The sequence below is a fragment of the Spiroplasma endosymbiont of Zeiraphera isertana genome (genome assembly GCF_964030805.1).
In the GTDB taxonomy this organism is placed as follows: Bacteria; Bacillota_I; Bacilli_A; order Mycoplasmatales; family VBWQ01; genus Spiroplasma_E.
This window is the reverse complement of the sequence record NZ_OZ034965.1, coordinates 1,053,197-1,065,281: the sequence shown is the minus strand read 5'-3', so window position 1 is coordinate 1,065,281 and position 12,085 is coordinate 1,053,197. Positions and strand designations below refer to the sequence as shown.

General features: G+C 23.4%; 17 protein-coding genes, 4 tRNA genes and 1 pseudogene. 9 read left to right on the top strand and 13 right to left on the bottom strand.

The features are described from left to right. Positions 1 to 117: 117 nt before the first annotated feature. Positions 118 to 483: a transposase family protein gene (locus AAHM78_RS07445; RefSeq protein ID WP_342254958.1), complete on the bottom strand. Its 366-nt coding sequence runs from the start codon at positions 481 to 483 to the stop codon at positions 118 to 120. 382 nt (positions 484 to 865) lie between these two features. On the opposite strand from AAHM78_RS07445, the gene AAHM78_RS16890 reads away from it, so the two are divergent. Further along, a complete protein-coding gene (locus tag AAHM78_RS16890) occupies positions 866 to 1,123 on the top strand; it encodes a transposase (protein WP_425289799.1) in 258 nt (85 codons plus the stop codon). 43 nt (positions 1,124 to 1,166) lie between these two features. Continuing rightward, positions 1,167 to 1,439: an IS1/IS1595 family N-terminal zinc-binding domain-containing protein gene (locus AAHM78_RS07440; protein ID WP_342252841.1), complete on the top strand. Its 273-nt coding sequence runs from the start codon at positions 1,167 to 1,169 to the stop codon at positions 1,437 to 1,439. Between the two features lie 13 nt (positions 1,440 to 1,452). On the opposite strand, the gene AAHM78_RS07435 is transcribed toward AAHM78_RS07440, so the two are convergent. The 7 genes from AAHM78_RS07435 to AAHM78_RS07405 form a co-directional block, all read right to left on the bottom strand. Then, positions 1,453 to 1,818 (bottom strand): transposase family protein, encoded by a 366-nt coding sequence (locus AAHM78_RS07435; protein WP_342255092.1) that lies wholly within the window; start codon positions 1,816 to 1,818, stop codon positions 1,453 to 1,455. A gap of 59 nt (positions 1,819 to 1,877) precedes the next feature. Further along, entirely contained in the window at positions 1,878 to 2,270 is a 393-nt protein-coding gene (locus AAHM78_RS07430; protein ID WP_342254843.1) for a transposase family protein, read from the bottom strand. Positions 2,271 to 2,530: 260 nt separating this feature from the next. Next, complete coding sequence (locus AAHM78_RS07425) at positions 2,531 to 3,349, bottom strand: Cof-type HAD-IIB family hydrolase (RefSeq protein ID WP_342254842.1); 819 nt, start codon at positions 3,347 to 3,349, stop codon at positions 2,531 to 2,533. Between the two features lie 210 nt (positions 3,350 to 3,559). Beyond that, positions 3,560 to 3,644: transfer RNA gene (locus AAHM78_RS07420), tRNA-Leu, on the bottom strand. 4 nt (positions 3,645 to 3,648) lie between these two features. Then, positions 3,649 to 3,724 (bottom strand) — tRNA-Lys (locus AAHM78_RS07415). A 56-nt stretch (positions 3,725 to 3,780) separates the two neighbouring features. Further along, positions 3,781 to 3,855, bottom strand: a tRNA-Glu gene (locus AAHM78_RS07410). A gap of 24 nt (positions 3,856 to 3,879) precedes the next feature. Beyond that, positions 3,880 to 3,954 (bottom strand) — tRNA-Asn (locus AAHM78_RS07405). A 245-nt stretch (positions 3,955 to 4,199) separates the two neighbouring features. Between AAHM78_RS07405 and AAHM78_RS07400 the strand changes: the two genes are divergently transcribed. The 4 genes from AAHM78_RS07400 to AAHM78_RS07385 are packed head-to-tail and all read left to right on the top strand — an operon-like array spanning position 4,200 to position 6,583. After that, positions 4,200 to 4,568, top strand: a complete 369-nt coding sequence (locus tag AAHM78_RS07400; protein ID WP_342254841.1) for a hypothetical protein — start codon at positions 4,200 to 4,202, stop codon at positions 4,566 to 4,568. Further along, on the top strand, positions 4,543 to 4,962 hold the full coding sequence (locus tag AAHM78_RS07395) for a hypothetical protein (RefSeq protein WP_342254840.1): 420 nt from the start codon (positions 4,543 to 4,545) through the stop codon (positions 4,960 to 4,962). Before AAHM78_RS07400 ends, AAHM78_RS07395 begins: the two co-directional genes overlap by 26 nt. 36 nt (positions 4,963 to 4,998) lie before the next feature. Further along, on the top strand, positions 4,999 to 5,364 hold the full coding sequence (locus AAHM78_RS07390; protein WP_342254839.1) for a hypothetical protein: 366 nt from the start codon (positions 4,999 to 5,001) through the stop codon (positions 5,362 to 5,364). A gap of 58 nt (positions 5,365 to 5,422) precedes the next feature. Then, the gene (locus tag AAHM78_RS07385; RefSeq protein ID WP_342254838.1) at positions 5,423 to 6,583 is read left to right on the top strand and encodes a hypothetical protein; all 1,161 of its coding nucleotides are present in this window, start codon (positions 5,423 to 5,425) and stop codon (positions 6,581 to 6,583) included. A 213-nt stretch (positions 6,584 to 6,796) separates the two neighbouring features. Here the strand turns inward: AAHM78_RS07385 and AAHM78_RS07380 are convergent, their stop codons facing one another. From AAHM78_RS07380 to AAHM78_RS07365, 4 genes and pseudogenes are all read right to left on the bottom strand, one after another. Next, positions 6,797 to 7,366 (bottom strand): hypothetical protein, encoded by a 570-nt coding sequence (locus tag AAHM78_RS07380; protein WP_342254837.1) that lies wholly within the window; start codon positions 7,364 to 7,366, stop codon positions 6,797 to 6,799. Positions 7,367 to 7,383: 17 nt separating this feature from the next. After that, positions 7,384 to 8,079 carry an IS3 family transposase gene (locus AAHM78_RS07375; RefSeq protein ID WP_342255091.1) on the bottom strand — a complete coding sequence of 232 codons (696 nt, stop codon included), beginning with the start codon at positions 8,077 to 8,079 and terminating at the stop codon, positions 7,384 to 7,386. Between the two features lie 15 nt (positions 8,080 to 8,094). Further along, entirely contained in the window at positions 8,095 to 9,039 is a 945-nt protein-coding gene (locus AAHM78_RS07370; protein WP_342254836.1) for an IS30 family transposase, read from the bottom strand. 84 nt (positions 9,040 to 9,123) lie between these two features. Further along, positions 9,124 to 9,912, bottom strand: a pseudogene (locus AAHM78_RS07365) (IS30 family transposase); the annotation flags it as partial. A gap of 67 nt (positions 9,913 to 9,979) precedes the next feature. On the opposite strand from AAHM78_RS07365, the gene AAHM78_RS07360 reads away from it, so the two are divergent. Genes AAHM78_RS07360 through AAHM78_RS07350 form a run of 3 tightly spaced genes read left to right on the top strand, consistent with a single transcriptional unit; the run spans position 9,980 to position 10,823 of the window. Further along, positions 9,980 to 10,120, top strand: a complete 141-nt coding sequence (locus AAHM78_RS07360) for a hypothetical protein (RefSeq protein ID WP_342254834.1) — start codon at positions 9,980 to 9,982, stop codon at positions 10,118 to 10,120. Positions 10,121 to 10,137: 17 nt separating this feature from the next. After that, on the top strand, positions 10,138 to 10,371 hold the full coding sequence (locus AAHM78_RS07355) for a transposase family protein (RefSeq protein ID WP_342253542.1): 234 nt from the start codon (positions 10,138 to 10,140) through the stop codon (positions 10,369 to 10,371). Positions 10,372 to 10,421: 50 nt separating this feature from the next. Continuing rightward, the gene (locus AAHM78_RS07350) at positions 10,422 to 10,823 is read left to right on the top strand and encodes a transposase family protein (protein ID WP_342255090.1); all 402 of its coding nucleotides are present in this window, start codon (positions 10,422 to 10,424) and stop codon (positions 10,821 to 10,823) included. On the opposite strand, the gene AAHM78_RS07345 is transcribed toward AAHM78_RS07350, so the two are convergent. Then, positions 10,810 to 12,033, bottom strand: a complete 1,224-nt coding sequence (locus AAHM78_RS07345) for an IS256 family transposase (protein WP_342255089.1) — start codon at positions 12,031 to 12,033, stop codon at positions 10,810 to 10,812. The two genes, AAHM78_RS07350 and AAHM78_RS07345, sit on opposite strands and share 14 nt — an antisense overlap. Positions 12,034 to 12,085: the final 52 nt, after the last annotated feature.

Here is a 12,085-nt window from a genome sequence, read left to right as displayed (position 1 = left end):
AATAGTACATAAAGGGAGAAAAGCCATTTATTATTTAAATTATTTTTTGTATAATGATTTTTAATTTCATTTAATTTATTATTAAATTGTTCTTTATGTATTAGACTTGGTGCAAAACTAAGGTAATTCAAAATTATATATTCCTGCTATTAAATTAAATCTTAATGCAAATCTTCGTATTTTATTGCGATATTTTAAACTTAAAATTTTAAAACGTTTTAGTTTAGCAAATACGTGTTCAATTTTAATTCTAATTTTACTTAAAGTTTTATTGTATTCTTTTTGAATTGGTGTTAATTGATTGTATTTACTTTTTTTAAATGGCAAAAATGTATTTTTATGAATATTTTGTATACCTTGATAACCTGAATCAACAAAAACTTGTTTTTCTGGATGAATAAAAGTTTTAGATTTTAGAAGCAATTTAAAATCATGAATGCTTCCAAAACAAAAAGCAGTTGAAATGATTTTTCCATTGGAAATATCAATAATTATTTGGGATTTGAGAGAATGATGTTTCTTTTTACCTGAAAAAAGTAATTTTAGTTTTTTTTAATTCTTTCAATTGGAGTTTCAGTAGCATCAATAGCTAACAAATTATTATTAGTACCTTTATTTTTTGTTAAATCTTTTTTTCCAGGTAAATTAAAAATTCCGCTTTTTATTAAAATATTTTTTTAATTTTCACAAAAAATCTTGATATTACTTTTAATTTTAAATTAAAAGTAATATTTTTATATCAGGGGTGATTTTTTGTGACTAATAATGAATTAATTGATGTTTTAAAAAACAAAAAAGATGAAGAATTTATAAAAATTATTAGACATTTTAAAAATATAATTAAACAAATTGAGAAAAAGAAAAATTAGATGCAATTGATAAAAAATTTAAAGAAAAAGGAATTCAATGTCCAAATTGTAAATCTTATTGATGTGTAAAAAATGGTTTTAAGAATAATAAGCAAAAATATTTATGCAAAGATTGTAAAAGTAGCTTTGATGCTTTAAGAAATCATTTTTTACATTGAAGTCATTTATCTCATGAACAATGAGATTGAATAATTTGATTGTCATTGTTAGGTCAATCTTTTAATTTTCACAAAAAATCTTGATATTACTTTTAATTTAAAATTAAAAGTAATATTTTTATATCAGGGGTGATTTTTTGTGACTAATAATGAATTAATTGATGTTTTAAAAAACAAAAAAGATGAAGAATTTATAAAAATTATTAGACATTTTAAAAATAGAATTAAACAAATTGAGAAAAAAGAAAAATTAGATGCAATTGATAAAAAATTTAAAGAAAAAGGAATTCAATGTCCAAATTGTAAATCTTATTGATGTGTCAAAAATGGTTTTAAGAATAATAAGCAAAAATATTTATGCAAAGATTGTAAAAGTAGCTTTGATGCTTTAAGAAATCATTTTTTACATTAGACTTGGTGCAAAACTAAGGTAATTCAAAATTATATATTCCTGCTATTAAATTAAATCTTCATGCAAATCTTCGTATTTTATTGCGATATTTTAAACTTAAAATTTTAAAACGTTTTAGTTTAGCAAATACGTGTTCAATTTTAATTCTAATTTTACTTAAAGTTTTATTGTATTCTTTTTGAATTGGTGTTAATTGATTGTATTTACTTTTTTTAAATGGCAAAAATGTATTTTCATAAATATTTTGTATACCTTGATAACCTGAATCAACAAAAACTTGTTTTTCTGGATGGATAAAAGTTTTAGATTTTAGAAGCAATTTAAAATCATGAATGCTTCCAAAACAAAAAGCGGTTGAAATAATTTTTCCATTGGAAATATCAATAATTATTTGGGATTTGAGAGAATGATGTTTCTTTTTACCTGAAAAAAGTAATTTTAGTTTTTTTTAATTCTTTCAATTGGAGTTTCAGTAGCATCAATAGCTAACAAATTATTATTAGTACCTTTATTTTTTGTTAAATCTTTTTTTCCGGGTAAATTAAAAATTCCGCTTTTTATTAAAATATTTTCAATTCAAAAAATATTACGAATGCAACTAGTATGACTAATATTATATCTTTTTGCAATAACTCTATAACTACTATAGTCTTTTCAATATTCTCAAGTCATTAATAAACGCTCTTCAATTACAATTTTATTTTTTCTACCACCACAATATTTTTGTTTAGACTCAGCAATTTTTAAAATTTCAAGCATTTTATAAAATGTTTGTGGCTTTATGCCGACTAAACTATAAAATTCTTGATCATCTTTATATTTTTTCAACATAATAACTATCACCTTTAATATTAATAATAATCGTTAAATTGTTAAAATTAAAGGTTTTGCACCAAGTCTATTATTTTCAACTTCGCTATATATTTCAAACAATCGTTTTCAGTTTGAAATATGCTATTGAATTCATTTCAATTCATTTTTTTCCTCCACACTAGTACATGTGGGGATAATTTCCTATTATTATTATAATATATTTTAATTATTAGTGTTTTAATAAACTATAATAGTATATTTTTAAAAATATTAAGTTTTTATTTTTTAAAAACATAATTATTAATAATATATCCAACTCCATGTTCATCATTATTTGGAGCAATAGTTTTACCATATGGTTTTAAAGCAATATTAGCATTTTCCATTACTATTGGATGACCAGATACTTCAAACATTGGTAAATCATTAAATCCATCACCAATCGTTAATGCATCTTTAGTGTCAATATTTAAATGATTACATAATCATTGTAGTGCTGAACCTTTATTAATGTTTTTATTACCAATTGAAAAAACATTTGTATGATATTGAACAATTGTTAAATCCGGAAAGTTAGTTTCAAAATTATTAATGAATTTTGTAATTTCATTAGCCTTTCAATATTTTTCTAAAATAACCATTACTTTTGAAATTGGCATTTTAATATCAGTACTATTAGTTAACTTAATAATTTTAATTTGCAGATTTTCAACTCATGTAATTCAACTATTAGCCGCATGGTTAACATACAAAGTATCAATACTATTAAAATGTAAAATCATTTGTTTATTATATTTGGTTAATCATTCATAAAGTTTAATTGTTGTTTCTGAATTTAATTGTTGTAAATAAATTCATTTTTGTTTAGTATATGATCAAATTTCAGCGCCATCATTACCAATAATATAACCATCATATTTTTCAGCATTAATCATTTTACCAACACGAATAGCATTTTCACCATATCTACCTGTATTAATTACAACTTTAATATTATTTTTTTGAGCTTTTAAACAAGCATTAAGATTAATTTCGCTTAAGGCACTTCCACTATCAAATAAAGTACCATCTACATCAGTAAAAATTATTTTTACCATCAATCATTTCCTGCTTTCTTTTTTCTATTATTTTATTAATATTATAAAGATAAAATAATAAAATACTATATATTTCCATAGAATAAAATTTCTTAAATTAAAATAAAATATTATATTTTAAACATAATATTTTATTTTAATTTTTATATAATAAAAATTTCAAGAAAAAAAACCTTTAATGAAAAACATAAAGGTTAATAAAATAATGTATGGTGCGGAACAAGGGACTTGAACCCTCATGCCTTTCGGCGCCAGAGCCTAAATCTGGTGCGTCTGCCAGTTTCGCCAATTCCGCATTTTGGTGTCCCGTATAGGTCTCGAACCTACAACCCTCATATTAAGAGTCTGATGCTCTGCCAATTGAGCTAACGAGACATCTAGGGGAATAAAAAACAAGTAATTATAATACTTGCAGTCTAAATATTAATTAATGGTGACTCGTACGGGGATCGAACCCGTAATGTAGGAATGAAAATCCTATGTGTTTACCAATTCACCAACGAGCCGTAGAAAACAAGAGTTTAGAATAATGGCGCCCAGTATAGGATTTGAACCTATGACACTTCGATTAACAGTCGAATGCTCTGCCGCTGAGCTAACCGGGCATTTACTAAACCTTAATTATTATATTGAAGAAAAGTATAATTTGCAATAACTAATAAAGTTTTTTTTATTTTTTTCTTGATTACGGCAATGTATATGCTTTATTAATCATTTTTTTAAATTAAATATAATAATAACTTAAGTATTATTTGTAATAATGAATACTATTAATGGTAAAAGTAATTAGAAAGAAGTAAACATAGAAATCATGTAGAATTACATTATTAATATAAAGGGGTTTTAATTTATGAAATTATTATTAGCAACATTAAGTTTTTTAACATTTGGAACAACTGTAGGAACTTTTGGAAATGTATTAAGTACGAATCTAAGCAAAATAAATAATAGTATTAAAGAAACTTATACTATAATTCCTAATTCATTTAGTTTGAAAAGTGAATTAAGAAAAGAAAAAATGAATACTGATAATATTGATGTTGATATGTTAGATGGAATGACAAAGGCTATTATTCGTTATATGCCAGATACAACAGATTTACCTTTTTTAGTTAAAGGGGTTAATTGGCTTTGATTAAGTAATGATATTAGTCAAATAATAACTAAAAAAGCATTGCCTTATAGTAAAAGTTTTGAAAAAAAACGGAATAGTTGATAAAGATTTAATTTTAGAAGCAATTAATATTATGAATGGTACTAAGTTTTCTAATAATGATTTAGATGTACTAATTAATCAAGATAATAAAAATATTTCTTTAATAGCAAAAAGTAATAGTCACTTTCAAGGGAAAATAGATATTTTAAATAAGCCAGTAGAATTTTCGGATATTTTTTATGAACAAAATCTTGGAAAAATTTATTTTAATACTGATATGTATGAAAAAAGCACATTCTTACATCCAACAAGTCAATTTGGGGGATTTGCAACAGTTATGGAATATTTGGGAAATCGTAATAAATTAATAAAATTTTATGAAAATGATATTACATCTGCTGTAACTAGTTCAGCATTAAAAATATATGAGTTAAGTTTTCCCAATTTTAATAATTAAGGAAAGATTGAATTTAGTTTTGCAATTGAAAATATTATGAATTATTCATCATTTAAAGCAAACTTTTTACCATTACCAACAGAAAATAATCGAGTTTTTATTAACTACCAAGGTAAACAACCAAAAAATGATGAAGAAATTGACATTAAGTTAGAATGATTATATACAGAAAATAATAAAAATAAATTATTTTATGATGTTGTAGTAAAGACACTTGGTAAAAAAATTGCTGATAAGTATAAAGATATTTTATATAATGAATTTCTTATTGAGAGTTTTAATAAAAAATTAAAAACTGCAAAAATAACTCCTAAACCAGGATCAAAAATATTTGCTTTTTCAACAAAAGTATCAGAAAGTTATACAGAAATACCTTATTATAAGTTAAATATTTCATGATAGCATAATTAAATTAATATAAATTCCTAATTATTTAAATATAGATTCAGGAGATAAAGTTATGAGAAAAATAATTAGATTTTTTTTAAATTATATTTTGGTTAGTGCAACAACAATAAATGTTATTGCTTGTAGGTGAGGTTGTACTAATAATGATTATGATTTAGCTGATGAAAATGAGCAAGATATTTCTGGTAATTATATTGTTCCTGATATCAATAAGAGAATTAATAAAGTAGTAAGTGATCGCATAAATTTTATTGAAGGTGAAGATGCTGCTAGTTTAAAACAATGATATTTAAAAAATCCGCAAAATTGATTTAATAAAACTAGTAAAAAACTAAACTTTGTTACTAATTTAGAAGAAAAAATTCAATATCAGGCAAAAAAAGAATCGATTAATGAATTTAACTTGTTAGCAAATAATAAGAGTAATTTTACAGATTTTTCTGATTTACAAAATCAAATTAATACTAATAATCTTGGCAAAACTTATACAAATGTTAATTGGGATACATTAATTAATTCATCTACAATAAATGCTAATGAAAAAGCAGAGATAAAAGATAAATTAGTTCGATTTTATAATATATTTGCACAAATTTATGGTAAAAAAAATGTTCTTAAACTTTTATATCGAGTGGCTAAAATTAATAAAAATGGCTTATTTGGTTTTGTTAAATCTGGTTATGTTTATGATTCACAATTTCAAAATTATTCATTAGTTCAAGTTATGGCAATAAATCCAAATTCTCTTAGTAAAAGAACTCAATATTGGCAATATGTTAGTGGTTATAAAGCTTCAAAAAGTATTATTAGAACAATTGTTCATGAATATGGTCATGCTTTAGGTTCTTTTATTCGTTTAAATTTTCAAGGAAAACAAAGAATAAATTCACTTGCAGATAATGATCCTAAAAAATGATGAAATAATTATTTTAATTCATCTTATTTATTAAAAGATAATCTAGAAAAAGGAGAAATAACTGATGAAACTAATTATATGATTTCATCATTAGCAAATGGTACAAAAATTAACGATCCAATTTATCAAAAACTTTTAGCATATGGTATTGTGAGAAGTGAATATGGTCGAGAATCACATCTTGATTTATTTGCCGAAGCCTTTGATCAGTGAATAGATACTGAAGAAAGTCAACGTAATATTGCATGAGAAAAATTAGATATTTTTTTTAGAATTGATTTACCTAAAATATTATAAAAAATATGAATCTAAAATTTAAGTTCAAATTAATAAAAGAAAAAATAAAATATCTTATTAGAAACAATAAGAATTTATATAAAATAAATTTTATAATTTTTTTGAATTATTCTTAATTTCACTACTTAAAGTTTCATTATTTAAATTATATTTATTTCTTTTGAATTAAAACTTTTAATTTCTTCTTTTCTTAATAAAAGTTGTGGTGAATTTTTAATTTGTTCTTCTGTAAATGACTCAATTTGTGTGGGTGTAAATGCTTTGATTTTTTTTATTAAAATATGGTATTTGTTCTTCTGCTATTGCTAAAACTTGTTTTGATGTAAAAACCGAAATTTGAGTTGGTGTGAGTGCTTGAATTTGTTCAGTTGTAAATCAGGGTATTTGTTTTTCATTAGAATATGGAATTTGTGTATCCATAAAATAAGTAATTTGTTGTGGTGTTAATGCTTGAATTTGTTCTTTTGTGAATGCTGAGATTTGCTCCTTTGTAAAAGTTTGTGTTTGTTTTTTGGTGAATCAAGTAATTTGTTCTGTTGTAAGTGACAAAATTTGTGTCTCTGTTAATGTTTGAATTTGTTTTTCATTAAAAAATGGTATTTGTTCGCTTGTAAATTTTTCTATTTGTTCTTTTGTAAACACCGGAATTTGTTGTGGTGTTAATGCTTGAATTTGGATATAAATAAGTCAATAAATTTGTTCCTTTGTAAACGCTTGTATTTGATCTTCTGTGAAGTGTGGTATTTGTTCTGATATCAATGATGAAATTTGTTCTGTTGGCACGGCAACACTTTTTAGGACTATTTTTTGGTAGACATTTGTTTTTGATAATTAACTGGAGTTAAGTAGTTTAAAGTGCTGTGGATTCTTATGTTGTTATATCAATTGATATAATCAAATAATTCTAATTTTAATTGGATTAATGATCTAAAATTTTTATCATTAATAAATTCAGTTTTGAAAGTTTTAAAAGTTGCTTCAGCAACAGCATTGTCATAAGGACAACCTTTTTTGCTTAAAGAGCGAGTAATATTGAATGCTAGTAAAAGTTTATCAATAATTTTATTATTAAATTCATTACCTCGATCGCTATGAAATATTTGAATATCTTTTAAACAGCGATTGGATTGCATAAATGCTTCATATACTAATGATGCATCTTTTTTAGTGCCTACACTATGTCCAATAATTTCGCGGTTAAATAGGTCTATTAATAAACAAATATAGTTTCACTTACTATTTACTTGAACATAAGTTAAATCACTAACAATAACTTCATTTTTAATCCTATTCTTAAAGTTTCTATTAGCAAGATTAGTTATTTGACTATCATTGACTTTATTATGATGATTTTTGTGTCTTAATTTAGTGTATTTTGATATTAAATTATGTTTATTCATAATTTCTTTAATTTTTCGTCTTGATAAATAAATTTCTTGGTTTTCTAATATGACTTTTAATCTTCTTGTGCCATAAATTTCCTGAGTTGTAAATATAAATGGGACAGTTTTTTAAAATAATTGTATTAAATCTATTGGTCTTTTATAAGAGAGCGATTTTCTGGGTGTAGAATTAATTTGAAATGCTATAAAATTTAAATCTTTTTGTTTATATGAAGATAGATCTGTAGATTTTGGTAAATATCTTCTTAAAATACCATTATTATTTTCATTTAAACCCCTTTGGCAAGGTTTACCAGGATCTGCAAAATAAATTTTGACATTACAAATTTTTTCGATTAATCTTCATTTACTAAATTCTTTACCACGATCAAAAGTAATGGTTTTAACTGTTCCTTTTTGTAACTTTGAAATAAATTTTATTATACTTTTCGTAATATTTTCTGATTTATGATTTTTAGTTACTAAAGGAATTGTGGTTTTTGATCATATATCAGCCAAAGTAATAATAGAACTTTTATGATCTTTGCCAATGATAGTATCACCTTCTAAATGACCAAATTCTTGTATATTTTTAATATTAGGAATGATTAAATTTCTTTCATGAATAGACTTACAATTATTAATTTTGCCCCTAGTTTCTTTTTGTTTGTGAGATTTATTTTTGCCTTTTCTCAATAAGTTATTTTCATCACAACCCATTCGATTTGTTTTAAACATGTTATATAAAGTTTTTGTTGAAATACTTTTTATTTTATTTTCCTTTAAAAAGTTAGCAATTATATCAAGAGCATACTTTTTAGTAATTAACAAATGATTAATACTATTAATTTCTGTTAAATTTAAAATTATTAATTTTCTGCCTGCATTTTGTTTATTTTTTTGAAATTGATTCAATATTTCTAATGGCAATAAGTTTTTATTTAATAATCTACAAACTCTATGTACAGTTGATTTACTATAATCAACAATTTTTGCTATTTTACGAATCGAAAATCCATAATTTTTATATTCTTTTATTGCTATTATTGATTCAATACTCAGATACTTATACATTGCGCTAATTACTTTCTTTTCTTAATTATAGAACTAACACAATTTAATTTTTACCTGAGTTGTAAATATAAATGGGACAGTTTTTTAAAATAATTGTATTAAATCTATTGGTCTTTTATAAGAGAGCGATTTTCTGGGTGTAGAATTAATTTGAAATGCTATAAAATTTAAATCTTTTTGTTTATATGAAGATAGATCTGTAGATTTTGGTAAATATCTTCTTAAAATACCATTATTATTTTCATTTAAACCCCTTTGGCAAGGTTTACCAGGATCTACAAAATAAATTTTGACATTACAAATTTTTTCGATTAATCTTCATTTACTAAATTCTTTACCACGATCAAAAGTAATGGTTTTAACTGTTCCTTTTTGTAACTTTGAAATAAATTTTATTATACTTTTCGTAATATTTTCTGATTTATGATTTTTAGTTACTAAAGGAATTGTGGTTTTTGATCATATATCAGCCAAAGTAATAATAGAACTTTTATGATCTTTGCCAATGATAGTATCACCTTCTAAATGACCAAATTCTTGTATATTTTTAATATTAGGAATGATTAAATTTCTTTCATGAATAGACTTACAATTATTAATTTTGCCCCTAGTTTCTTTTTGTTTGTGAGATTTATTTTTGCCTTTTCTCAATAAGTTATTTTCATCAAAACCCATTCGATTTGTTTTAAACATGTTATATAAAGTTTTTGTTGAAATACTTTTTATTTTATTTTCCTTTAAAAAGTTAGCAATTATATCAAGATCATACTTTTTAGTAATTAACAAATTATTAATACTATTAATTTCTGTTAAAGTTAAAATTATTAATTTTCTGCCTGCATTTTGTTTATTTTTTTGAAATCGATTCAATAGACTTGGTGCAAAACCTTTAATTTTAACAATTTAACGATTATTATTAATATTAAAGGTGATAGTTATTATGTTTAAAAAATATAAAGATGATCAAGAATTTTATAGTTTAGTCAGCATAAAGCCACAAACATTTTATAAAATTCTTGAAATTTTAAAAATTGCTGAGTCTAAACAAAATATTATGGTGGTAGAAAAAATAAAATTGTAATTGAAGAGCGTTTATTAATGACTTTAGAATATTGAAAAGACTATAGTAGTTATAGAGTTATTGCAAAAAGATATAATATTAGTCATACTAGTTGCATTCGTAATATTTTTTGAATTGAAAATATTTTAATAAAAAGCGGAATTTTTAATTTACCTGGAAAAAAAGATTTAACAAAAAATAAAGGTACTAATAATAATTTGTTAGCTATTGATGCTACTGAAACTCCAATTGAAAGAATTAAAAAAAACTAAAATTACTTTTTTCAGGTAAAAATAAACATCATTCTCTCAAATCCCAAATAATTATTGATATTTCCAATGGAAAAATTATTTCAACTGATTTTTGTTTTGGAAGCATTCATGATTTTAAATTGCTTCTAAAATCTAAAACTTTTATTCATCCAGAAAAACAAGTTTTTGTTGATTCGGGTTATCAAGGTATACAAAATATTCATAAAAATACATTTTTGCCATTTAAAAAAAGTAAATACAATCAATTAACACCAATTCAAAAAGAATACAATAAAACTTTAAGTAAAATTAGAATTAAAATTGAACACGTATTTGCTAAACTAAAACGTTTTAAAATTTTAAGTTTAAAATATCGCAATAAAATACGAAGATTTGCATTAAGATTTAATTTAATAGCGAGGCTTTTATGTAATCTGTGTATCTTTGTTTTACAAGGTACTAGTTTAGATTAATTCTGTCTTCAAATTTTATCATAAAATGAGCAATTGCTGTATTTCAATTTTGAATAGGCATTGTTCATTTTTTTGTTATATTTTCAATTGCTAAGTAAAATATTTTGAAAACTGCCATATCGTTAGGAAAAACTTTTTTATTTCTAATAACTTTTCGTAATTGACTATTAACAGATTCAATAGCATTTGTAGTATAAATTACTCTTTTAATTTCTGGTGGATAACTAATAAAAACCATTAAATTATCTCCATTTTGATATCAAGATTTAGTAATTTGAGGATATTGTTTATTTCATTTATTTTCAAACGATTCTAAAGCTTGCATTGCTTGTTCTTCACTACATGCACTATAAATTGGTTTTAAATCTGTAACTAGAGATTTTCGATGTTTGTATGAAACATATTTTAAACTATTTCTAATTTGATGAACTATGCATAATTGATGTTCGGTTTTAGGATAAACTGATTGTATTGCTTCTGACATGCCTGTTAAATTATCACTACAAGCAATAAGAATATCATTTAAGCCTCGATTTTTCATTTCTGTAAAATTAGATAATCAAAATTTAGAACCTTCATTTTCGCTAATTCATAAACCTAAAACATCTTTTTTACCTTCTAAATCAACTCCTAGTGCTATATAAACTGATTTGTTAATAATCCGTTTATCTTGTCGTACTTTAACTACTATACAATCAAAATAAACAATCGGATAAATACTTTCTAATGGCCGATTTTGCCATGCTTTAACATCATCTATCACATCATCAGTAATTTCACTAATATATGCACCATGATATAACTCTTGCAACTGCATTCTAATGTCAGATACTGTCATACCTTTTGCATATAGTGAAAGAACTTGTTGATCAAAACCATCAAATCTTCTTTGTCTTTTTGGCACTATTACAGGAGTAAAATTACTATTACGATCTCGTGGTACATCAATTTCAATTTTACCTTCTTGAGTTATTAATTTTTTTGAAGTTATGCCATTACGAGCATTTTCACTATTACTATGTTGATTTTTTTCATATCCTAAATAATTTTGCATTTCAGAATTCAACATTTTTTCCACTAATCTTTTTGTTAATTCTTTATATAAACCTCCTTCTTTAAAAACTGTTGTTAAATCTTCAGTATTTTCTAGTAATAAATCTACTGCTTGTGATATTGGATCATTATTATTAATGTTTTGTTTTTTAACCATTTGTAACTCACTCTTTCTAGTCATTTAATTATATTTACTAGAATTAATTAAA